This is a genomic window from Chryseobacterium sp. WX, from assembly GCF_029542485.1.
Taxonomy (GTDB): domain Bacteria; phylum Bacteroidota; class Bacteroidia; order Flavobacteriales; family Weeksellaceae; genus Chryseobacterium; species Chryseobacterium cucumeris.
In genome coordinates, this window is the sequence record NZ_CP120710.1 from 3,885,191 (window position 1) to 3,908,530 (window position 23,340).

Sequence of the window (23,340 nt, forward strand, 5' to 3'; positions counted from 1 at the left end):
CTAATATAGGAAATTAAATAATATAATTATCTATTTTTTTGTTCTTATGTAGATGGAAAATAGTAAGTTGTAGATGTTTTTGGGACTATTCACTGCAGTTGGCTGAACTGACAAGGAAATTTTGTTGAAGGGTGTTGATTTTAGAAATCAAATTTAATACATAAAATAATCCAAAAGTTTTACAGGTAGAGACCTTTACTTATATTTGTAGTATTGCATAAATCTTTATGAGACTAAATATTAAAAACGAAACGGGCAGGCTGAAGTCAGTAGTTTTAGGCCAGCCTAATTCATTGGGACCAGTTCCCACACTAGAGGAAAGTTATGACGCAAAGTCATATTACTCAATCGAACACAACATTTATCCTAAAGAAGAGGATATTATCAATGAAATGAACGCTTTTGAAGCGGTTTTAAAAAAGTATGATGTTGAAGTTCTGCGTCCTAGTATCATCAAAGACTACAATCAGGTTTTTTCAAGAGATGTAGCCTTTGTCATTGATGACAAGATGATCATTTCCAATGTGATTGCAGACAGAGCAGACGAACAGGAAGCCTACAAAAGTGTTTTTGAAAAAGTAGCATGGAGAAAAATTATTAATCTTCCCGAAACCGCGCATATTGAAGGCGGAGATGTAATTGTATGGAATGACTTTATTTTCATCGGAACCTGCTTCAGCGAAGATTACAGAAACTATAAAACGGCAAGAACCAACGAGTATGCCATAGAAATCTTAAAAGAATATTTTCCTAAGAAAAGAATTATCGATCTGGAATTGAAGAAAAACGATAAAGTTCCGTTTGAAGGGATTCTGCATCTGGACTGTACATTTAATCCTGTGGGAGAAGACAAATGTATCATTTATAAAAACGGCTTCGTAGACGAAAGTGATTACCGTTTAATCATCGATATTTTTGGAGAAGAAAACTGCTTCCACATCAATGATGAAGAAATGTTTGAAATGTTTCCGAATATTTTCTCTATTTCTCCTGATGTAGTAGTTTCAGACAAAGCATTCACAAGAATGAATGACCATTTAAGAAACGAGTGGGGAATGACCGTTGAAGAAATTCCTTACAGAGAAATTTCCAAAATGGGAGGTTTATTGAGATGCTCTACAATGCCGCTTGTGAGAGAATAATGGAGTGGGAGAGTTTTAGTGTTTAAGAGTGGAGGAGTTTTAGAGTCTGAGCGTTAGAGTGTTGGTGGGTTTGAATATTTGTTTAAATTTAAAAAAATATTTGGGTATGTCGACAATTAAATTTCATCAGGACTTAAAAGTTTATCAACAATCATTTGAAACAGCACAGTTGATTTATGAACTCTCAAAATCCTTTCCAAAAGAAGAACTTTACTCACTTACAGATCAGATAAGAAGATCATCAAGATCTGTAACGGCAAATATTAGTGAGGCTTGGGGGAAAAGAAAATATGAAAAATCCTTCATCGCTAAGCTTACAGATTCGGAGGGAGAAGCGAGAGAAACCCAAACATGGCTTCAGTTTGCCTTTGCCTGCCATTATATGAATGAAGAGCAATATAATAATTTGCACAACAAGTATAACCAAATAATAGGGATGTTAGTTAAAATGATGAGCCAGTCAGAAAAGTGGTGTTCATTTTCTTCGGTGAATAAAGAAGATAATAATTTGTAAAACGCTGTTCAGACTCTCAAACTCTTATACGCTAATACCCTCAAACTTATAAAAAATGCAGACAACAGATACCGTATTAATGATAGAACCGATTGCATTCGGTTACAACGCTGAGACAGCAAAAAATAATTATTTCCAGGTTGAGCAGACCGGTTCTGATATCCAGTCAAAAGCGTTGGCTGAGTTCAACACCTTTGTTGGAAAACTAAGAGAAAAAGGAATCAATGTGATCACCATAAAAGATACATTAGATCCCCATACTCCGGATTCTATATTCCCAAACAACTGGGTAAGCTTCCATAAAGATGGGAAGGTGGTTTTATATCCGATGTTCGCCTCCAACAGAAGAGTGGAAAGAAGAGAAGATATTATTGAAAGTATCCAGGAGCAGGGATTTGAAGTAGTTGAGGTGGATGACTGGTCTTTTTCTGAAACTCAGGGACATTTCCTGGAAGGAACAGGAAGCATGATTTTCGATCATGATAATAAAATTGCATATGGTTCTGTTTCTTTGAGACTGGATGAAAAACTGTTCAGAGAATTCTGTACCAAATACGGATTTGCTCCCGTTGTTTTCCATTCTTTCCAGACGGTAGGAACAGAAAGACTTCCTATCTATCATACCAATGTAATGATGTGTGTAGCAGACCGATTTGTGGTAATCTGCCTTGACTGTATCGATGATGAACTGGAAAGAGAAAAAGTAGTGGAAACGATTAAAGGCTCAGGAAAAGAAATCATCGAAATTTCTGAAGAGCAGATGCAGCAGTTTGCAGGAAATATGCTTCAGGTTCAAAACAAAGAAGGCGAGAAGTTCCTGGTGATGAGCCAGACAGCCTATCAGTCTTTATCTTCAGAACAGGTAGCCGCTATTGAAAAATACTGCGAAATTATCTATTCAGACCTGAATACTATTGAAGTAAATGGTGGAGGAAGCGCAAGATGTATGCTTGCTGAGGTTTTTCTTCCAAAAAAATAATATATTTACCAAAAAAATTAATTGAACCCATTATCAAGTAAAGGTTTACATATTCTTCTGACTTTGGAAACAGAGTCAGAAGATTTGTTATTAGACAGCAAAGGTTTTCTGACGTTTACAGAAGATATTCTGAAAACTAAAGATGTAGAAATTGTAGGAGTAACCAATCATATTTTTGAAAATGAGAGTTTTACTTCTGCAGTAATCCTGAAAGAGTCTCACCTTTGTATCCACACGTGGCCGGAATTTAAACAGCTTACTTTTGATGTTTTCCTTTGTAATTATACGCAGGACAATACCAAAAAAGTAGAGCAGATTGCAGATGAAGTAGTTCAGTATTTTAAAGCTAATACCATTCAGAAACACAAAATTTACAGATAAAATGCACTATGTCTGCCCAGCATGCGAATCAGAAAATACATTAGATCTTAATTTTCCTATCGAGGAATATGTTTGTAAAACCTGCTCTCACCTCATTGATGTAGCAGGAAATAAAAAGATTAAACATTTGAAAGTACCTACAGAAAATGTTGTCTTGGATGTAGGACAGAAAGGAAATATTGATGGAGTAGAGTATACAGTCGTTGCAATTACTGTCAAAAAATACGGAAACAGTATTTTCTGGCGGGAGTATTCTTTAAAAGACAGCAAAGGAAATGATGCTTTCCTGAGTGAGAGTGATGGACATTGGGTTTTCCTGATCTCTATGCATCCTGATGATTTTAAAGGCAAAGATTCTAAATTACCTACCTATGCCGGGCGAACTTATCGCTGGTACGAAAATACTCCATGCACTATTTATGCTGCTGCCGGCTTTTTTGATGAACACATTGATTTCAGCGTTGCGACCTACAAGGAATATGTCAACGGAACCCGTATGATCTCTCAGGAAAAGACCGCTAAGAAAAGCCAGTATTTTTATGGAGTTCACATTTCAAAACATGATGTTAAAAGAGCTTTTAAAATAGCTCACATGCCGTATTATACAGGAGTCGGAATTGTCCAGCCTTATTATTTTGATATGAAACAGGCGGTGAACATTTTTTGCGTGGGCGCATTAATGATATGTCTGCTTCAGCTCTACGTGTATATCTCACGAACTAACGAAACTGTTTTTGCGGAGACCATCAATTTTGCTGATGTAAAAGACAAAGAAATGGTCAGCAAAAGTTTTACCCTTTCAGGAGGTTCTGCACCATTAAAAGTGAATGCATTTTCAGGTGTTGATAATTCCTGGGCTAATGTTCAGTTGAGTCTTGTGAATGAAAAGACTAATGAAATTGTCTATACCTCAAAAGATATCGAACAATATCATGGGTACGAAGATGGAGAAAGCTGGTCAGAAGGAAGTCAGTCTGAAGAATTTAACCTTTGTGGAGTAAGCTCGGGACAATATCACTTTCTTATTTCAGCAGAAAAGGAAGGATCTATATTACCTGCATTTTCCGGTCTTCAGTCACCGGATTCAAGGATATTAATCTCCAGGGATAAATCAGGAACAGTAGAGGTAACCGATATCTATAAAGGGCAACCTATCACTTTCATAGACGGAAAGACTTTAGAAAAAGATACAACAGAATTAGGTAAACTGGTGAAAGCTTCCTTTGGAACTTCAAAAATAGATTCTCTTATCAATACAGAAGGGTTAAGACTCACTACAGATCCTATTTCAAACAATACCTATGTACAGCTTAAAGCGACCTGGCTTCCTGTTTCATTCTGGAACTTCGGATTCATTTTATTCATAATGATTGCGCTCTTTGTCGCCATGTGGATAGGAAAACATTTCTTTAATGTAAATAAATGGAAGAATAGTTCAAACACCCCTTATATTGCAAATGATAACTAATATTACCAATTACATAAGACAAAACTGGATACTCTGCTTGATCGGAGGGTTTTTCATGACCTGGTTTGTATACCTTACCTATCAGGGAAATCAGGTCTGCGACTGTGCCAAAACAGAAACATACCGCGACGGAACTACAAGAAGTCATTCCAGAGTAGGATTCTACAGATACTATCACAAATAAAAATATAAAAACTATGGACAACATCAATTTCTTACCCATACTAAACTCGGTTCTTTACTCATTTTTAGGAATCGCTATTCTGCTGGTGTGCTATTTCGTTATTGAAAAGCTTACCCCGGAAAAAACATGGCATGAGATCGCTCAGAATAAAAATATAGCACTGGCTATTGTTTTCGGAGCATTTATCATCGGAATTTCAATGATTATAAGCGCGGCAATTCATGGATAAGAAGAGGATTCCTCTTGAGCTGCTTTTATTGTTTTCAGTATTCGTCATTGCTACATGTGGATTGATTTATGAGCTGGTGGCAGGAGCCCTGGCGAGCTATCTTTTAGGAGACTCTGTAAAGCAGTTTTCTTTCATTATCGGAGTGTATCTCTTTTCAATGGGAGTAGGTTCCTATCTTGCGAAATTCATCAAAGGAAATCTTATTGATAAATTCATTGAGATCGAAATCCTGGTGGGAATCGTAGGGGGAATCAGCTCTGTAGTGCTGTTTATTTTATTTAATACACTCGCACACTTTGAAAGCGTTTTATATCTTTTCGTCTTTTTCACGGGATGTCTCGTCGGAGTAGAAATTCCGCTTTTGATGAACATTTTGAAAGACAGAGTTCAGTTTAAAGATTTAGTTTCAAACGTCTTTGCGTTCGATTATATCGGAGCTTTATTGGCATCGATTCTTTTTCCATTGGTTTTGATTCCGAAATTAGGAATTGTAAAGACACCTTTGTTTTTTGGATTGATCAATATCTCTATTGCGATATTCCTGTGCTATTATCTTACAAAGGAATTATCAAAACCCCTTTCCCTCAAAGTAAAATCTATCGCGGCATTTGCATTCTTGCTGGGACTTTTCTTTTTTTCAGATACGATTCTGTCTTATTCTGAAGAAAAACTATATGGCGAAAATGTGGTTTATACTAAAAGTTCACCTTATCAAAGAATCGTTTTAACGAGGAATACGCACGAATTCCGTTTATATTTAAATAATAACTTACAGTTTTCTTCAACGGATGAATACCGTTACCATGAAGCTTTAGTACATCCTGCTATGTCGATGGCAAAAAACATTGATAATGTCCTGATTTTGGGAGGAGGTGACGGCTTCGCAGCCAGAGAAGTATTGAAATACAAAGACGTTAAAAAAGTAACCCTGGTGGATCTTGATGGTGAAATGACTCAGTTTTTCAAGACCAATGAAACCATGCGCAGGCTGAACCAGAATTCTTTTTCCAATCCAAAAGTAGAAATCATCAATAAAGACGCTTACATATGGGTAAAAGACAGTAAAAAGAAATTTGACGTCATCATCATAGACTTTCCTGATCCGTCCAATTATAGCTTAGGAAAACTCTATTCTCTGCAGTTTTATAAAGAACTGGAGAAGCTGACAACGCTTGATACGAAAATTGTGGTTCAGACCACATCTCCATATTTTGCTCCGAAATCTTTCTGGTGTATTGAGAAAACAATCAATCAGATTTTTCCTTTCACAGCAGCGTATCATACCTATGTTCCGTCTTTTGGAGAATGGGGATTTTCGATGGCTTCATTTGAGCCCATCAGCAACAGAGTTTACAGAAAGCTTCCCGGCTTAAAATACTATGATTATAACTTTTCACAGATGTCTTATTTTAATAAAGATATGAAAGTGAAAGACGTAGAAGTTAACCGTCTGGACAACCAGATATTAGTCCGTTATTTCGATGAAGAGTGGGGGAAAGTACAGTAGAAAGGATTTTCTTACAACTATATTTTTAGGTAGCCTTATGCTTCCCTTTTTGCAGTATTGCGGAAAGAAAGTAAAAGTTTTGCTGTTGAAAATTACCGGGACAAACCATGTTCTTGGTCACAAGTTATGGGCAAAAAATTTTCCACAGTTTTCAGAAGTTATCCACACAAAATATCTTATCGTGGGTGGTGGGATTTCCGGACTTTCTGCATGTAGATTTTTTAACCAGAATAATGAACAGGATTATCTTCTCCTTGAAATGGAAAACCATCTGGGAGGAAATTCTTCCAACGGACAGAATTCATTTTCAAAATTTCCTTTAGGTGCCCATTATTTACCTTTACCTAATAAGGAAAACGTAGAAATAATAGATTTCCTGAAAGAATGTAAAATCTGTCTGGGAACAGAACAAAACGGAGAACCCATTCTTGATGAATACCAAATGACTTTTCCACAGCAGGAAAGACTTTTCTATAAAAACTCATGGCAGAATGATATTGTGCCTCAGAGAGGTATTTCAGAAACAACACAACAAGAGCTTACCCGTTTTTTTAAGCTGATGGATGAGCTTCGTGTAAAGAAAGACACTGAAGGAAGATATTGGTTCGCCATTCCCGTACATGATTCCAGTAGAGAAGATGAGGTGGTAAAACTTGAAAAAGTAATATTCAAAGATTGGCTCAAAGAAAATAACTATCATTCAGAGGAACTTCTCTGGCTGTTGGATTATTCCTGCAGAGACGATTTCGGATTGGGAATTGACTATGTTTCAGCATGGGCAGGTATCCATTACTTTGCCGGAAGAAAAAACAACTGGAGCACGAAATATAAAGATCAGGTATTCACATGGCCGGAAGGAAATGCAAGACTGGCAAACCATTTTTCAAAATATACAGAGGGAAAACACATGCCAGAAAACTTAGTTTTTGATGTGAAAATCAATGATAGAGTTGAAGTATTGAGTTTTGATAATGCTCAAAAGAAAACTAAAAAGATCATTGCAGATAAAGTACTGTTTGCAACCCCGCAATTTGTGAATGAAAGAATTTTTAATCAAAAAAGAGCATCATCATTCCATTATGTGCCGTGGCTTTTAACAACGATTACGTTAAAGAATGAATTTGGAGGAGATGAAGAGCTGGCCTGGGATAATGTGATCTACGGGACTTCCGGATTGGGGTATATTTTTGACCAGCATCAGAATCTGAACCAGATTATAGGTGAAAAAGTAATTACCCACTATAAGAGTTTTTCAACTGCAGATTGCAAAAAAGCGAGGAAAAAGCTGTATGCCATGAAAGAATCTGAACTTAAAACTTTAGTTTTGGATGATTTGAAGAAAGCCCATCCATTGATAGAAGATTTCATTCTGGAAATGCAGTTTCATAAAATAGGACATGCAATGATTGCTCCGGTTCCCAATCAGATTTTTGGTGAGGAAACTCAAAAAGCGAAAGAGTCCATAGAAGGGAAAATTTTCTTTGCCCACTCTGATCTTTCCGGAATATCCATTTTTGAAGAAGCCTTTTATCAGGGAATCCGGACTGCAGGACAAATGATACAATGATACAATGAAACAGCCGTGGATACATAATGTAAAAACAGACTGGTGGTTTATTCTATCACCACCTTTCCTTGTATTGCTTGTTATTTTTCTTTTTCAGAAACAGATTCAGGGGCTGGAAAATCATTATTCCTTTTACACATGGCTTTTTCTGATCGTTTTTGTGGATGTAGCTCACGTATATTCTACGCTGTTCAAAACGTATTTCGTAAAGGGAGAAATACAGAAAAATAAATGGCTTTATCTCGGAATTCCTGCGGTAAGCTGGATTTTAGGGATTATCCTTTTTCAATTCGGAAGTCTTACATTCTGGTCGGTACTGGCATTGGTAGCCGTTTTTCATTTTATACGCCAGCAATATGGTTTTATGAGAATTTACGCCCGCTTTGAACCGAATAACTGGAGCAAAAGAATAGATGAGGTGGCTGTTTATTCTGCTACCATTTATCCGATGTTGTACTGGTTTAAAACTCCTCGTGCCTTTACGTGGTTTGTCGATAACGAATTTGACTGGCTTCAAAATCTTCCGGATTATATTCCGTTCATTACAATAACCTATTTTGCCATTCTGATCATCTGGATTATTAAAACTGTAATTGAAGCTTTTAAAACAAAGAATATTAACGTTCCGAAAACAGCACTGATCACCGGAACTTTTCTTTCCTGGTATTTTGGGATTGTCTATTTTAACAATGATCTTTTGTTTACTTTTCTGAATGTGATTTCTCACGGAATTCCCTATATCGCATTGATCTACATCCGGGAAATACAACAGAAAGAAAATCATCAGCTGAACAGGATGCAGATTTTTAAATCTTTTTCAGGAATCTTTTTGTTTATAGGAGTTCTTTTAAGCTTTGCTTTCATGGAAGAATTTTTGTGGGAAACTCTGGTATGGAATGAACATTTTTCCTTGAATGTGATTATTTCAGAAAAATTATTACAGTTCCTTGTTCCGTTGTTAGTTGTTCCGCAGCTTACCCATTATCTTCTGGATGGCTTTATTTGGAGAAAACCCAAAAAAGTTGCCTAACTTTGTCTTAATCTTTAAAATCTAAAAATGAGACAATATTTTCTGTCACTGGCAATTTTTCTAGGAATGATTGTGGGTGCTCAGCAGAAAACATTCTGCAATCCCATCAATATTGATTATGGGTATACTCCGTTTGAAGTTTTTTCAAAACAAGGGAAACATCGTGCTACAGCAGATCCGGTGATTGTTAATTTTAAAAATAAACTGTTTCTTTTTTCTACCAACCAGGAAGGATACTGGTATAGTGATGATATGCTGGACTGGAAGTTTGTGAAAAGAAAGTTTTTAAGAGATAATAAATACATCCATGATCTTAATGCTCCTGCGGTATGGGCAATGAAAGACACTCTATATGTATATGGTTCTACCTGGGAACAGGATTTTCCGATCTGGAAAAGTACAAACCCCACCAAGGATGATTGGAAAATTGCAGTGGATACTTTAAAAGTGGGAGCTTGGGATCCGGCGTTTCATTATGATGACGATAAAAATAAACTCTATCTGTACTGGGGTTCAAGTAATGAATGGCCATTGCTGGGAACAGAGGTGAAAGTAAAAAATCTTCAGTCTGAAGGTTTCGTTAAGCCCATTATTAAACTAAAACCTGAAGATCACGGCTGGGAACGCTTCGGAGAATACAATGACAACGTTTTTCTTCAGCCTTTTGTAGAAGGGGCATGGATGACAAAACACAACGGAAAATATTATATGCAGTATGGCGCTCCGGCAACAGAATTCAGTGGATACTCGGATGGAGTGTATGTGAGCAAAAGTCCTTTGGAAGGGTTCGAGTATCAACAACATAATCCATTCTCTTATAAACCGGGAGGTTTTGCCAGAGGAGCAGGCCATGGAGCTACGTTTGAGGACAATTACAAGAACTGGTGGCACGTTTCCACAATTTTTATTTCTACAAAAAATAATTTTGAAAGAAGGCTGGGAATATGGCCGGCCGGCTTTGATAAAGATGATGTGATGTACTGTAATACGGCATATGGCGATTATCCTACTTACCTTCCGCAATATGCACAGGGCAAAGATTTTACGAAAGGTCTTTTTGCCGGATGGATGCTGTTGAATTATAATAAACCGGCTCAGGTTTCATCTACTTTGGGAGGGTATCAGCCCAACTATGCTGTAGATGAAGATATCAAAACGTACTGGAGTGCCAAAACCGGAAATTCCGGAGAATGGTTTCAGACAGATCTGGGAGAAGTTTCTACCATCAATGCCATTCAGATCAATTATGCAGATCAGGATGCCGAGTTTATGGGGAAAACCTTTGGGAAAATGCATCAGTATAAAATCTATGGTTCCAATGACGGGAAAAAATGGAGTGTGATTGTGGATAAAAGCAAAAACACTAAAGATGTTCCTCACGATTATGTAGAACTTGAACAACCTGCAAAAGCCCGTTTCCTTAAAATGGAAAATCTGAAAATGCCAACAGGAAAATTTGCATTAAGCGGTTTCAGAGTGTTTGGAAAAGGAGCAGGGAAACAGCCTGCAAAAGTAGAAGGTTTTGTGCCTTTAAGAGCTGATCCTAAAAAATACGGTGAAAGAAGAAGTATCTGGATGAAATGGCAGCAAAACCCTGAAGCGGATGGCTATGTAATCTATTTTGGAAAGACTCCCGATAAATTGTATGGAAGTATTATGGTCTACGGAAAGAATGAGTATTTCTTTACAGGGGCAGACAGAACAGATGCATACTATTTCCAGATTGAAGCTTTTAATGCGAATGGCGTTTCTGAAAGAACGACTGTTGTAAAATCAGAATAGATCAAAGTAAAATATAAAAAATGACACGTTTTGAAAAATCAGGACGTGTTATTTTTTGTCTGTTTTCTTGAGAAATGTTTCTATTTTATTGATAAGAAATTGATCATTTGGGTGTTTATCCCAGTCCAGATGTCCGCCATTGAATGAATAAGACTCATGGAAGATATGTTTTTTATTTAAAACAGAATCTAAGATTTTCTCTTGTGAAGACGGGATAACACGATCCGAATTTCCATAGTAAGATAAAGTAGGAGGAGAGTTTTCATTGATCCATTTCACAGGGCTTGCGAAATCTATTCTGGAAGTTTCAGAATCCACTACACGAGGATCTACAAGTCTTCTTTCCACAAAGGAATATTCCTGATAGTTTTTAAAACCCGGATCTGAAAGGTCTGCAGGACCGACAATATTAATTACAGCCTTTATTTTTTTATCTGTATCCAATTTATAAGCATACAGCATGGATAAATGGGCTCCGGCACTGTTTCCCAATAATATCAGCTTGGGACTGTACCCAAGCTTTTTTTCTAGGAAGGCGGAAACATATTTAATATCATTTATTTGATTGGGTAAGCCATAATGAGTTTCTGATGTCAGTCTGTAATTCATATTGACAAAAATATGATCAGGAAATTTCTGCATCATAGAGAGTGTGAAAAAGGTAAGCTGCGATTTATCTCCAACCCTCCAGCCTCCACCATGAATTATAATAAAAACATCCTTTTCTTTGTTTGTTCGTGTAGATGTAATATAAAGATCCATAACCTGCTCTGGATTGTTTCCATAGTGAATATTTTCCTCCTTATCAAAGTGGATATCTTTTCCCAGATTTATCTTTTTTTCTGTACACCTTATCCAAAGAAAAAGAAAACTAAGGCAAATTAAAATAACTCGTATGTGTTTTTTCATAGCTATTAAATATAAAAAAATCCGCTGAAAAAAATCAGCGGATATCGTAAGAATAATTGAATATGAAGAAAGATAATTCTTTATCTGGTTCTGCTTTTAATAGCATCTGAAGCACCCTCGATATCTCTTACCTTTTTGATTTTCTGATTTCCGAAATTATAGGTAAGACTTACGATTAAGCTTCTGTTGTAGCGGTTTTGGTGGACATAATTATAATTTCCGTTTTCCTGAAAGTCCTCAATTTTAACAATGTTGGTATTCAATACATCATTTACATTCACTGCAAACGTCCAGTCGTTCCACATTTTCTTAAGGCTAAGATCTAGACTCATCAGGTTTTTCAATGAACCAAGCTCAATCTGTTGCTTATCTACGAAGAAGTAATTAAGTCCGAAGAACCATGTTTTCTTTTTATCAAGACGAACGGTGTTGTTGGTTTGGATCAAAAGACTGGTAGAATTGGTTTTATTGGTGTATGTAATAAATTTTCCACTGGGCCCTTTTTCATCTTTGAATCTGTCTCCTGTTGTAGGATCAGTATCAAGGCTTCCATTGTTAATATTATGCTGTACACCGATATTGAAATTGGTTGTCCAGTATTGCTTGAAAAATGACTTTTGAACACCTACCATTGCGGACATTTCCTGTTTATTCCCAAAATTGGTTCTGATATATCTTAATGCCGGGTTTTCGCCTTCCTTTCCAGCCGGTGATACCGGATATCCCTGAAGTGGTACCTGCGTAATTACATCCTGAATGTAGGAATGGTTTAAAATCAGGAAATAGGAATTTTTGAACATATAAGTAAGCTCCTGATTATAAGTAGAAGATGCCTTTACGAACGGGTCATTCTGAGTATAATTATCATCTGTAAGAATGTTCCTTACGGGATTAAGTTCCCAGAAACTAGGTCTTCTCATTCTGCTGGAGAAGGAATAAGAGATATTGTTTTTATCATTAATTGCATAATTCAGACTTAGATAGGGAAGAAGGTTTTTATAATTTCTTTCAATTCTTCTAAGAGCTTCTGTGGGAGCGTTGTCAGAAGTTCCAAGACTGTTGGTGATCTCATATCGGGCACCTATTTTTCCGGAAAGTTTGTCGGAAATCTTTTTCTCAACGGTAAGATACATTCCGTAGATGTTTTCATCATAGATAAAATGGTTAGGTCTTGAATCCGGAGCTTTTACAGGATTAAAAGAATAAGTTATGTTTTTAGAATCGTTATCTGTCTTAGTCTTATTATAATTTCCGCCTATAGATACAGTCAGATCATTTTTAAACTTTTGATTATAATCCACCATTCCGGAGAAATTATTAATAATCTGAGGAAGATCCTGGAATACCTGTGTTTTTATTTTTCCTACTTTTCTGTTGATATCCGAAGCAAAGGTCTGGTTATCTGTGGACTGGAATCTTCTGTAGTTGAGGTAGGCTGCATTTACATTCAGTTTACTTCCCAATGAATCTGTTTTTAATTCATAATTTAAATTCACAGAATTGTTATAAGATCTTGAATCTTCCCGGTTTTTAGACCACGTATATTCCGTATTTGTTTTTTTTATGGTATTAAATAAATCTACCGTTGAATTATAACTTTTATTAGCCCATGTATTCCATGATAATGCGAGATTGCTTTTATCATTCAGTTGATAATCAATATTCAGATAGCCACCGATGTTTTTATTCGGATCATCAACATCTCCTACGGATTCATTAGAAGTTTTGGCAGTACCATTTCTTAAAGTATAGGTCTGTGGTTCGATATTTTCACCCCCGCTAAGACTGGCACTTACTCCCAGTTTATTTTTTCTGTAGTTAGCCGAGAAACTCGCCTGACTCCCGTTATATTTATTGGTAGTGTTAGACATTCTCATATTTCCATTGAGACCATCACTCATTTTTTTCTTTAAAACGATATTGATGATTCCATCAGATGATTCTACCTGATACTCACTTCCCGGAACGGTAATCACTTCAATTTTCTGGATATTTTCTGCCGGAGTATTTTTCAGAAACTGAACTAAAGATTCAGCGTCCATATTGCTTTTTCTTCCGTTGATATAAATGAGGGCATTATTTTTCCCTGCTATTTTCAATGTTTTATCATCCGTTGAAGATAATAATGGGGTCTGCTTCAAAAGATCAAAAGTGGTATTTCCCTTTGCAACAGGAGATGCTGCTACATCATATACAAAACGATCGCTTTGCTTTTTGAAAACCTGTTTTGTGATGGTAACTCCTTCTATGTTTTTTGTTTTTGCCGTATCAGCTTTCTTTTCCTGCGCAAATGCACAAGTACTGAATACAATGGCCATTGACAAAATTATACGTTTCATGTTGTTTTTATTTAAGAGTGGATTTAGTGTATAAGTTTTATAAATTAGGTTCTGGATTTCACAGCATCGTTAGCTGATTTCATTTCCCTTGCTTTTTTCAGTTTCTGATTCCCGAAATTATAAGTAACTCCGATGCTCATTAACCTTGGATAATTGAAGTTGGTGATATTATTATATTTTCCGTTAGGCTGAACTCCTTTAATACTGTAGAAGCTTTGATTGAATAAGTCACTCACTTCCGCTACAATCGTCCAGTCTCCAGCGATTTTTTTCAGACTGAGATCGAAGCTTTGTCTTGCACCTATCATTCCTCCTTCCATTGCAGTCTGGCTGGCAAAGAAGTAATTCACTCCCAGGAACCAGTCTTTTTTAGAAGAAAGTCTGATGATATTATTGAGGGTTGCAGACATATTGTAGTTTTTGACATCAATGATGTAAGGATCTACTACTTCAGTTTCTCCCGGAACGGGCATGGAAGTTGGGTCTTCAAATACTCCGCCTTTGTAGGTAACATAACCTAAATTGACAGAATAGTTGGTTGTCCATATATCTTTAAACCAGGATTTGTTCATTCCAAGAGTTAGAGCAATCTCCCTGTTTTTTCCATAATTGGTTCTGATATATCTTAAGAATCTGGTAGTTTCCATAATAGGATTTCCTTTGATGTCCTTTATGATTTTCCCCTCAGAATCTTTTTTAGGAGCTGTTACAGTTCCTTGCAATGGAATCAGGTCTGAGGCTGCTGCATCCTCCACCATATTAAAACTAAGATTGGCATAGAATGCATTTTTGTACATATAATTGATTTCCTGATTATAGTATTTGGAAGCGAGTATAAATGGATTGTTCTGCGTATAATTGGTTGGAGTAAAGTAGGTTCTTGAAGGATTCAGTTCCCAGAATCTGGGTCTTCTGATTCTGCTGGAGAAAGTATAGCTCAGATTATGATCGGAATTGATGGCGTAATTTAAATTCAGATAAGGCAGAAGGTTGTTGTAATTTCTTTCAAATCCTGTTTTATCCACAATATCGCCTGTACTTCTGGTCATTTCGTAACGGGCTCCTATTTTTCCGGATATCTTCTCCGTTAATTTTCTTTCATAATTCAGATAAATCCCAAGTATATTTTCTTTATAAATGAAGTGATTGGTCTGGTTGGGATCGATAATAAATTCTCCCTTTATTAATTTATCCTGTTTGGTGTCGTTATCTGTATTGGTGTGGTTATAACTGATTCCCATTAACCATGTTGCTCCTTTAGCCGTTTTTTTCAGATAATCAATATTGGCAGCGTAGTTGTTGATGATTTGGGGTACTGCCTGATGTAATGCTGAATATTTGTTGATTGTATCATTCGTTAAAGGAAAACTTTCATTGAAACTTACTTTATCCCTGTTGAACCATAAGTAAGAAATGTTGGATGTAAGTTTACTTCCCAGAGAATCTGTTTTCATCTCATAATTCAAATTGAAAGAATGATTTCTTGTTTGTGCATCCTCGTTGTTGACAGTTCTGTTATTTAATACTCCGTTTTGCCAGTTGGTAATATCCAGTACAGAATTGAAACTTTTATTGTATCTCATGTTGTAGGAAAATCCAAGACTGTGTTTTTTATTGATTTCATAATCAACATTGAATCCTCCACCAAAATTTTTGTTAGGATCATCATTAAACCCAAAAGACTCATTTCTGAAAGTAGGATCACCGTTGGATAGCGTATATCTTTGTCTGTCTGTCCAGCTTCCCGTTCTGAAATTAGAATTACCGGACCATTTTCCCTGTCTGAAATTAAAAGAAGCTCCCGCATTAGGATTATTGTAATAAGCCTGCTCGTTCTGCATTTTCAACGTTCCGTTATAGCCGTTGTTTTTGCTTTTTTTCATGACAATATTGATGACTCCTTCTTTGGATTCAACCTGAAATTCACTTCCGGGAACTGTGATGACTTCTATTTTCTGGATATCCTCAGAAGGTGTGGACTTCAGCATTTCAATCAATGCCTCAGAATCCATATTGGTTTTTTTATTGTTGATATAAATGACTGCATCATTTTTTCCCAAAATCTTCAGCGTTTTTCCGTCTATGCTGGAAATCATCGGTGTTTGTTTCAAAAGATTAAAGGTGTTGGTTCCTTTAGCGATAGATGAAGAAGCTACATCGTATACCAAACGGTCACCCTGCTTTTTGAAAACCTGCTTCTTGAGATTCACTGCATCAATAGCATTGACTTTCAAACTATCTTTTTTCTGCTGGGCAGTGATAAGTCCACCGAAAAATAGTGCTGCAATAAGAATTTGAGTCTTCATGATTATTCTTTTTTAATTAATAGCTTGTATGGTTTGTTATTTAACATTACAAAGATATATAATAAATTTAGTATTATGCAATACAAAGTACTTAAAAATATTTTTAAATCATTATAATCAATTGATTATCAATTAATAAAAATTTACATTAAAATATTGATTGCTTGACCTTTCTGTATAATAAGACAAATAAATGATGCAAAATGTTACATCAATGAAAGAAATTATGAGAAATTTTTAATTAATACCTGGAATTTATTCCCATTAGCTCCGGAGTTATGCTTCACACAAAGACATATGTGAATCGGGGTTGTAATAACTGTAAAAATAAAAAAGGACCGAAAAGGTCCTTTCATTATATTGTTTATTCTCTGTCGAATCGGGCGAGTTTTTTATCTACCCAAACCGTTGCAAAGGGGAAGAACGCAGATAATAGGGCAAAAACAAAATCTTCATCATCCCAATTATAAATTTTTCTGGCAGGAAGGCAGAGTAAAAGGTAAAGGGTAAAAAATAAGCCATGTAAACTACCAATAACACTGATGAAGATGATAGAGTATAAATTTTCATCATACCGGATCCAGATCATCGCAACACCATACAACAAAAGACATGAAATGGCCTCCGCAAGACAAATTTGCTTAAACCATCTGATGATTTTTTCCTGAGAATATTTTGAGAATATTTTTTCGATGAAGTCCATTTCTTAAATTATGAGGTGAGAGATAAAAGGTAAGAGTCTTTCTCTTGCTTTTAATTTTAGCCTCTCATTTCCACTATGCAAAATTACTTATAAAAACTACTACCATCCAAATATTCAAAAACTTCTGGTGGCAGCATAGGCCTTACATTTTTACCATCCCTTATCATATTACGGATTTCCGTAGCTGAAAGTTCTATTACCGGAGCCTTGATCAGAGAAATGTTTTCATGCTGTAAATATTCGGAATCTTTTTTCTCACCTTCAAATTCTCTTGGATAAACAATGATATGATGATTTTTGATCAGGATATCAGCATTTTTCCATTTGTGAAGGCTTTTCAGATTATCTTCTCCCATGATCAGACTGAAAGAATAATCAGGATATTTCTCATGCAGATACGTTAAGGTATCAATAGTATAACTTGGTTTCGGAAGAGAAAACTCCACATTAGAAGCTCTCATATTAGGATAATTCTTTACCGCAAGCTGTACCATATCAAGTCTGTTATGGTCATTGAGTAAAGATTTTTTGTCTTTAAAAGGATTTTGAGGACTTACTACAAACCAAAGTTCATCCATATCAGAATTTTCCAGAATATAATTAGCCAGAATAAGATGCCCGATATGAATAGGATTGAATGATCCGAAAAATAAACCGATTTTTTTCATGTGCTATTAAGAAGCTAGGTCGTAGGAATTAGGGGTTAGGGAGTTTGAAGTTTTGTGATTATAGCATTCAACATTTTTGATATTTCGGAGGTTTTTTCAATTAGAATTTTAAATTTTTCAGAACTAAGGTAACTTAAATTTTTTGAAATAATCAATTGGGTTTCCAGCTCAGCACAGCTACCTCTTGCAATTTTCAAAAACTGAAGATAATCGCTGGTAGATCTTCTGGAATGTCCTTCAGCAATATTGGACGGAACTGAAATTGACGCTCTTCGAATCTGGCTAGTAAGTCCATATAGTTCTTCTTTTGGAAAAATAGTGGTCACTGAATAGATTTCAGTAACGAGATCTACAGATTTGTTCCAGACAATTAATTCCATATAATTTCCCATATGTATTTCCCTATTCGTTGATTACTAAATCCTAATCCCTATTTCTTACTCTCTAAATTTTACATCCTTGATATTAAGATAATGAGTGACATTGCCTTTCCAGTGATTTTCTTCCAGGGTAAAAGCAAGATCAAAGTTTTTATTTTTAAAATCGTCAACAAACTGTCCCAGCTTGAACCCGACACATTCAATATTTCGTCCTGTAGATTCCTGTTTGATATAAAACTTCAGGTGATTATTATCTTTTCCCATTGTTTTTACATAGCCGGAAAGTTTCTGATTCGTTAATGTAAAAATAGGTTTCATATTATGCGGTCCAAATGGAGCCAGTTTTCTGTGGAAATTGATAAACTCTCTGTTGATTTCATCTACTTTAATCTCTGTATCAATCGTAATAGAAGGTTCTTTCTGATGATCTTTGATTTTTTCCGAAACAATTCTTTCAAATTTTTCCTTGAAAGCATCAAATTTATCCTTCTCCATCGAAAGTCCGGCCGCAGCATGGTGTCCCCCGAATTTAAGGAAATATTCAGAACACATATCAAGAGCTTCGTGTACGTCAAAATCAGAAACAGATCTTGCGGAAGCTACCATTTCTCCGTTATTACCATCAGTAAAAACAAGTGTAGGTTTATAATAGGTTTCAATAAGCCTTGAGGCTACAATACCAATTACTCCTTTATTCCATTCCGGATGATAAACAATAGTAGTATGCTTGGTTTCCTGCTGGGATTCTATGATCTGATTCAGGGCAGAAAGAGTGGAATTCATATCCAGTTCACGCCTTTCATCGTTGAGGTTCATGATATCATTCACAATCTGATTGGCATGTTTCAGATTATCAGAAACCATAAGCTCTACAGCTGCTTTACCATGGGAAATTCTTCCGGCAGCATTAATTTTAGGAGCGATTTCAAAAACAATATTGGAAATTTCAAAATGAGAAAGCTTATCCTCAGGAATCAATAATCTTAAACCAAGATTTCTGGTCTTTCTGAGGGTTTTTAATCCCATTTTAGCCAGAACCCTGTTTTCTCCTGTCATCGAAACAATATCTGCAGCAATGGAGATTGCCAGAAGATCTGTCAGCTCAAATAATTCTGCTTCCGGTAATTTATAAATGGTATTAAGTCCCTGACAAAGTTTAAAACCAACGCCACATCCTGACAATTCCTTGAAAGGATATCTGCAGTCACTTCTTTTAGGATCAAGTACAGCCGCAGCATTAGGAATCTCTTCACCCGGAAGGTGATGGTCACAGATAATAAAATCGATGTCCAGATTACGGGCATAGTTGATCATATCAAGGGCTTTGATTCCACAGTCCAGAGCAATGATTAATGAAAAACCATTTTCTTTGGCGAAATCAATTCCTTCGGTGGAAATTCCATATCCTTCAGAATTTCTATCCGGAATATAATAATCCAGATATTTTTTCTCAACAATTTTGCTGAGATAAAGGTACATCAAAGCAACAGCTGTGGTTCCGTCCACATCATAGTCACCATATACCAATATTTTTTCTCCATTTTCAATGGCGGTGGCAATACGCTCTACAGCCTTTTGCATGTCTGCCATTAAAAACGGATTGTGTATATCGTTAAGGTTGGGTTTGAAGAATTCTCTGGCCTTTTGATAATTGTCAATTCCCCTTAGAACGAGGATTTTAGATTCAAAAGTACCAAAACCAAGTGACGAACTTAGTCTGTCAACAACTTCCTCATCGGGTTCAGGCTTGTAAATCCATTTTTGACTCATTTCACAAAAATAAGGAAAAAAGTTCTAAAAGCGTCTTTAAAAATCAGCAAATTAGATTTTAAAATAGGTGGCATAAGGATGAGAAAATTGATACTTGTTAGTTAAATTGATCAGAATAATTATATTTTTTTTCATTTTAAAAATGATCTCTGTAGGAAAATTATATTCATTCAAACTATATGTATCACACGTTTCTATGATTGTTTTGTTTAAAATAAACGGTAAGAACTTTCGGGTTTCTTTCTAATAATAAAAAAATAACATTCAATGCGGATATTAGGAGAATTTTTGACTTAGTAATTGGTAAAAAATGTTATCTTCGTGCTCCAAATTTTAAATGACTATGAAAAAAATTATGCTAAGCCTTATGTCATTTGGGGCTATGTATTCGATCAATGCACAGAAGATTAACCTTGGAAAAGCTGCCGGGATGGTTTCAAATGGCGCAAAAGCCTTAACATTTACCAACGAAGATGCTATTAAATTATCCAAAGAATCAGTAGACTGGATGGATAAAAACAATCCTGTAGCAGGACCTAAAGATCCATATACTGTGAGACTGAACAAGCTGTTTGGAAAACATAAATCTCAGGATGGTCTGAACCTGAATTATAAAGTTTATAAAGTAAAAGATATCAATGCGTTTGCCTGTGCTGACGGAAGTGTACGCGTATTCTCTTCATTAATGGATATTATGACTGATAATGAATTGCTTGCTGTAATCGGACACGAAATCGGCCATGTAAAGAATCAGGATACCAAAGATGCTATGAAATCAGCCTATCTGAAGGCGGCTGCATTAGATGCTGCATCATCAGCTTCGTCAGCTGTATCTACCCTTAATGAAAGCCAGATAGGAAAGATGGCGAATGCCTTTTTAGATGCTTCGCATAGTAAAAAGCAGGAGTCTGAAGCAGATACTTATTCATATGACTTTATGAAAGCTAATAAATATGATGTAGTAGGTGCTTATACGGCTTTTAAAAAATTAGCTTTACTTTCAGAAGGAAGTACACAGACTAATTTTGAAAAAATGTTCAACTCTCACCCCGACAGCAACAAAAGAGCAGAATCTATCAAAAAGAAAGCAGAGAAAGAAGGTTTATGGAAAGATCCGGGAACTGTAGCGTTACCCACAGCTAAATTGACGAAATAATTATTTTATTTATTGTTTAAACGAAAATACCTCAAAGCATTGCTTTGAGGTATTTTTATATAGATTTTAATGTTGTTCAGATTAAGAATACATTTTTTCTCTTAATTCTTTTACCTTTTTATCAGCAAGATATTCGTCATAAGTCATTTCTCTGTCAATGATTCCGGTAGGAGTCAGTTCAATGATTCTGTTACAGACTGTTGAAAGCATTTCGTGGTCATGAGATGCGAGTAAAAGATTTCCTTTGAAGTTAGATAAAGAGTTGTTCAAAGTCGTGATACTCTCAAGGTCTAAGTGGTTGGTAGGTTCATCCAATAAAAGAACATTCGCTTTCTGAAGCATCATTCTACTGAACATACATCTCATTTTTTCACCTCCGGAAAGTACTTTACAAGATTTCAAAGCCTCATCTCCTGAGAACAGCATTCTTCCTAAGAATCCTCTTACGAATTCTTCGTGACGCTCTTCATCGTTCTTTGTAAACTGTCTCAACCAGTCAACCAGGCTTAGGTCTTCCTGGAAGAAGTTGGTGTTGTCCAAAGGCATGTGAGACTGATTGGTAGTAACTCCCCATGCAACCGTACCTTTGTCCGCTTCAACATTTCCAGCCAGAATTTCGAAAAATTCTGTAATGGCTAAAGAGTTTTTGGAAAGTACAGCTACTTTATCTCCTTTTTTAAGATTTAAATCAACATTAGAGAATAATAATTCTCCGTCTTTTGTTTTCTCAAGACCTTTTACATCAAGGATCTGATCTCCTGCTTCTCTCTCCATTTCGAAAATAATAGCAGGATATCTTCTTGAAGAAGGTTTAATATCGTCAATATTTAATTTGTCGATCATTTTCTTTCTTGCAGTGGCCTGTTTTGCCTTAGCAACGTTAGAGCTGAAACGTGCAATGAAATCCTGAAGTTCTTTTTTCTTCTCTTCAGCTTTCTTATTGGCCTGAGCTCTTTGTCTTGTTGCCAATTGAGAAGCCTGGTACCAGAAAGAATAGTTACCTGTATATAGGTTAAGCTTAGAATAATCAAGGTCACCAATATGGGTACAAACCGTATCAAGGAAGTGACGGTCGTGAGATACAACAATTACCGTGTTTTCATAATCAGCAAGGAAGTCTTCCAGCCATGAGATGGTGTCAATGTCAAGGTCGTTGGTAGGCTCATCCAGAATCAATACATCAGGGTTTCCGAAAAGTGCCTGAGCCAAAAGTACTTTTACTTTGTCTTTGTTCTCAAGTTCACTCATCAGCTGCCAGTGCATATCATCCGTAATTCCTACGTTAGAAAGCATCGTCTGAGCATCAGATTCGGCAGTCCAGCCACCCATCTCATCATAAATTACACCTAATTCTCCGGCTTTAATACCGTCTTCGTCAGAGAAATCTTCCTTTGCGTATAACGCATCCATTTCCTCTTTTATCTCAAATAATTTCTTATTACCTCTTAAAACAGCTTCAAGAACCGTAAATTGATCGTATGCAAAGTGATCCTGCTCCAAAACTGACATTCTTTTCCCTGGTTCCAGAGATACATGCCCTGTTGTAGGATCCTGCTTTCCTGTTAGTATTTTCAGGAATGTAGACTTTCCCGCACCGTTTGCTCCGATGATCCCGTAGCAGTTTCCTTTGGTAAACATAATATTTACCTCGTCAAAAAGAACTCTTTTCCCGAATTGTAAAGATAAGTTAGATACTGTTAACATATAGTTTTGTAAATTTGGCGCAAAAATACGAAAAGAATTTGGGTATTTTGTAATAATATAATAGTCAAGTTTTTAAATGTATGGTATTTTTTATATATTTCATTAACGAAATTTTAAAATGATGAAGATTGAGAAAACAGTTAGCATATTAAATAAGAGAGCCCGTTTTGAATATGAAATTCTCGAAGAATACGAAGCCGGAATGGTTTTGACGGGTACGGAAATAAAATCTTTACGTTCATCCAAAGCATCCATTACAGAATCCTTCTGTCAGTTTATTGATGGGGAATTGTACATCATCAACATGATGATTGATGAGTATAAATTGGGAACTTTTTACAATCATAAAACAAAAAGGGAACGGAAATTGCTCTTGCACAAAAAAGAATTACAAAAACTTGAAAAAAAGTTAAAGGATGCCGGGAACACCATAATACCTTTAAAATTATATATCACTGACCGAGGGAAAGCAAAGGTGCTGATAGCGCTTGGTAGAGGGAAAAAACTTTTCGATAAAAGAGAGGCGATAAAAGATAGAGAAAATAAACGGAACCTCGACAGAATATTAAAGAAAAGTTAAAAATCATTTGAAAAACTTTGTATATAAAGAAAAATTATATTT

The 23,340-nt window shown here is 35.9% G+C and carries 21 protein-coding genes; 13 read left to right on the forward strand and 8 right to left on the reverse strand.

The window, feature by feature from the left end; all coding sequences use genetic code 11:
• Positions 1 to 227 precede the first annotated feature (227 nt).
• The 11 genes from PZ898_RS17570 (at position 228) to PZ898_RS17620 (ending at position 10,783) form a co-directional block, all read left to right on the forward strand.
• On the forward strand, positions 228 to 1,142 hold the full coding sequence (locus PZ898_RS17570) for an arginine deiminase family protein (RefSeq protein WP_062673641.1): 915 nt from the start codon (positions 228 to 230) through the stop codon (positions 1,140 to 1,142).
• Positions 1,143 to 1,248: 106 nt separating this feature from the next.
• Complete coding sequence (locus PZ898_RS17575) at positions 1,249 to 1,656, forward strand: four helix bundle protein (RefSeq protein ID WP_062673643.1); 408 nt, start codon at positions 1,249 to 1,251, stop codon at positions 1,654 to 1,656.
• 55 nt (positions 1,657 to 1,711) lie between these two features.
• On the forward strand, positions 1,712 to 2,635 hold the full coding sequence (locus PZ898_RS17580; RefSeq protein ID WP_062673645.1) for an arginine deiminase-related protein: 924 nt from the start codon (positions 1,712 to 1,714) through the stop codon (positions 2,633 to 2,635).
• Between the two features lie 21 nt (positions 2,636 to 2,656).
• Positions 2,657 to 3,016 (forward strand): S-adenosylmethionine decarboxylase, encoded by a 360-nt coding sequence (locus tag PZ898_RS17585; RefSeq protein WP_062673647.1) that lies wholly within the window; start codon positions 2,657 to 2,659, stop codon positions 3,014 to 3,016.
• A 1-nt stretch (position 3,017) separates the two neighbouring features.
• Entirely contained in the window at positions 3,018 to 4,484 is a 1,467-nt protein-coding gene (locus PZ898_RS17590; protein WP_277693857.1) for a DUF4178 domain-containing protein, read from the forward strand.
• Complete coding sequence (locus tag PZ898_RS17595; RefSeq protein WP_062673651.1) at positions 4,474 to 4,668, forward strand: hypothetical protein; 195 nt, start codon at positions 4,474 to 4,476, stop codon at positions 4,666 to 4,668. Before PZ898_RS17590 ends, PZ898_RS17595 begins: the two co-directional genes overlap by 11 nt.
• A gap of 13 nt (positions 4,669 to 4,681) precedes the next feature.
• Positions 4,682 to 4,897, forward strand: a complete 216-nt coding sequence (locus tag PZ898_RS17600) for a DUF350 domain-containing protein (RefSeq protein ID WP_062673653.1) — start codon at positions 4,682 to 4,684, stop codon at positions 4,895 to 4,897.
• Positions 4,890 to 6,404 (forward strand): polyamine aminopropyltransferase, encoded by a 1,515-nt coding sequence (locus PZ898_RS17605; RefSeq protein ID WP_277693858.1) that lies wholly within the window; start codon positions 4,890 to 4,892, stop codon positions 6,402 to 6,404. Before PZ898_RS17600 ends, PZ898_RS17605 begins: the two co-directional genes overlap by 8 nt.
• A 37-nt stretch (positions 6,405 to 6,441) precedes the next feature.
• Positions 6,442 to 7,971, forward strand: coding sequence for an FAD/NAD(P)-binding protein (locus PZ898_RS17610; RefSeq protein ID WP_277693859.1), 1,530 nt, complete (start codon positions 6,442 to 6,444; stop codon positions 7,969 to 7,971).
• 4 nt (positions 7,972 to 7,975) lie between these two features.
• On the forward strand, positions 7,976 to 9,001 hold the full coding sequence (locus PZ898_RS17615; RefSeq protein ID WP_120232608.1) for a hypothetical protein: 1,026 nt from the start codon (positions 7,976 to 7,978) through the stop codon (positions 8,999 to 9,001).
• Positions 9,002 to 9,028: 27 nt separating this feature from the next.
• A complete protein-coding gene (locus PZ898_RS17620; RefSeq protein ID WP_277693860.1) occupies positions 9,029 to 10,783 on the forward strand; it encodes a discoidin domain-containing protein in 1,755 nt (584 codons plus the stop codon).
• Positions 10,784 to 10,831: 48 nt separating this feature from the next.
• Here PZ898_RS17620 and PZ898_RS17625 read toward each other — a convergent pair whose 3' ends face one another.
• The 7 genes from PZ898_RS17625 to recJ all read right to left on the reverse strand — a co-directional run bounded on the left by PZ898_RS17625 (position 10,832) and on the right by recJ (position 19,858).
• The gene (locus PZ898_RS17625; RefSeq protein WP_277693861.1) at positions 10,832 to 11,545 is read right to left on the reverse strand and encodes an alpha/beta hydrolase; all 714 of its coding nucleotides are present in this window, start codon (positions 11,543 to 11,545) and stop codon (positions 10,832 to 10,834) included.
• Positions 11,546 to 11,772: 227 nt separating this feature from the next.
• The gene (locus PZ898_RS17630) at positions 11,773 to 14,031 is read right to left on the reverse strand and encodes a TonB-dependent receptor (RefSeq protein WP_123278491.1); all 2,259 of its coding nucleotides are present in this window, start codon (positions 14,029 to 14,031) and stop codon (positions 11,773 to 11,775) included.
• Positions 14,032 to 14,075: 44 nt separating this feature from the next.
• On the reverse strand, positions 14,076 to 16,337 hold the full coding sequence (locus PZ898_RS17635; protein WP_277693862.1) for an outer membrane beta-barrel family protein: 2,262 nt from the start codon (positions 16,335 to 16,337) through the stop codon (positions 14,076 to 14,078).
• 364 nt (positions 16,338 to 16,701) lie between these two features.
• The gene (locus PZ898_RS17640; protein ID WP_062673669.1) at positions 16,702 to 17,040 is read right to left on the reverse strand and encodes a DUF3817 domain-containing protein; all 339 of its coding nucleotides are present in this window, start codon (positions 17,038 to 17,040) and stop codon (positions 16,702 to 16,704) included.
• A gap of 83 nt (positions 17,041 to 17,123) precedes the next feature.
• Positions 17,124 to 17,708, reverse strand: a complete 585-nt coding sequence (nadD, locus tag PZ898_RS17645; protein ID WP_277693863.1) for a nicotinate (nicotinamide) nucleotide adenylyltransferase — start codon at positions 17,706 to 17,708, stop codon at positions 17,124 to 17,126.
• Between the two features lie 35 nt (positions 17,709 to 17,743).
• On the reverse strand, positions 17,744 to 18,088 hold the full coding sequence (locus PZ898_RS17650; RefSeq protein WP_253297030.1) for a four helix bundle protein: 345 nt from the start codon (positions 18,086 to 18,088) through the stop codon (positions 17,744 to 17,746).
• Positions 18,089 to 18,145: 57 nt separating this feature from the next.
• Entirely contained in the window at positions 18,146 to 19,858 is a 1,713-nt protein-coding gene (recJ, locus tag PZ898_RS17655; protein ID WP_123278489.1) for a single-stranded-DNA-specific exonuclease RecJ, read from the reverse strand.
• A 343-nt stretch (positions 19,859 to 20,201) separates the two neighbouring features.
• Here recJ and PZ898_RS17660 point away from each other — a divergent pair, with 343 nt between their 5' ends.
• Positions 20,202 to 21,014: a M48 family metallopeptidase gene (locus PZ898_RS17660; protein WP_277693864.1), complete on the forward strand. Its 813-nt coding sequence runs from the start codon at positions 20,202 to 20,204 to the stop codon at positions 21,012 to 21,014.
• A gap of 81 nt (positions 21,015 to 21,095) precedes the next feature.
• Here PZ898_RS17660 and PZ898_RS17665 read toward each other — a convergent pair whose 3' ends face one another.
• The gene (locus PZ898_RS17665) at positions 21,096 to 22,718 is read right to left on the reverse strand and encodes an ATP-binding cassette domain-containing protein (RefSeq protein ID WP_034694751.1); all 1,623 of its coding nucleotides are present in this window, start codon (positions 22,716 to 22,718) and stop codon (positions 21,096 to 21,098) included.
• Between the two features lie 121 nt (positions 22,719 to 22,839).
• Here PZ898_RS17665 and smpB point away from each other — a divergent pair, with 121 nt between their 5' ends.
• Positions 22,840 to 23,298 (forward strand): SsrA-binding protein SmpB, encoded by a 459-nt coding sequence (gene smpB, locus PZ898_RS17670; RefSeq protein WP_034694839.1) that lies wholly within the window; start codon positions 22,840 to 22,842, stop codon positions 23,296 to 23,298.
• Positions 23,299 to 23,340 lie beyond the last annotated feature (42 nt).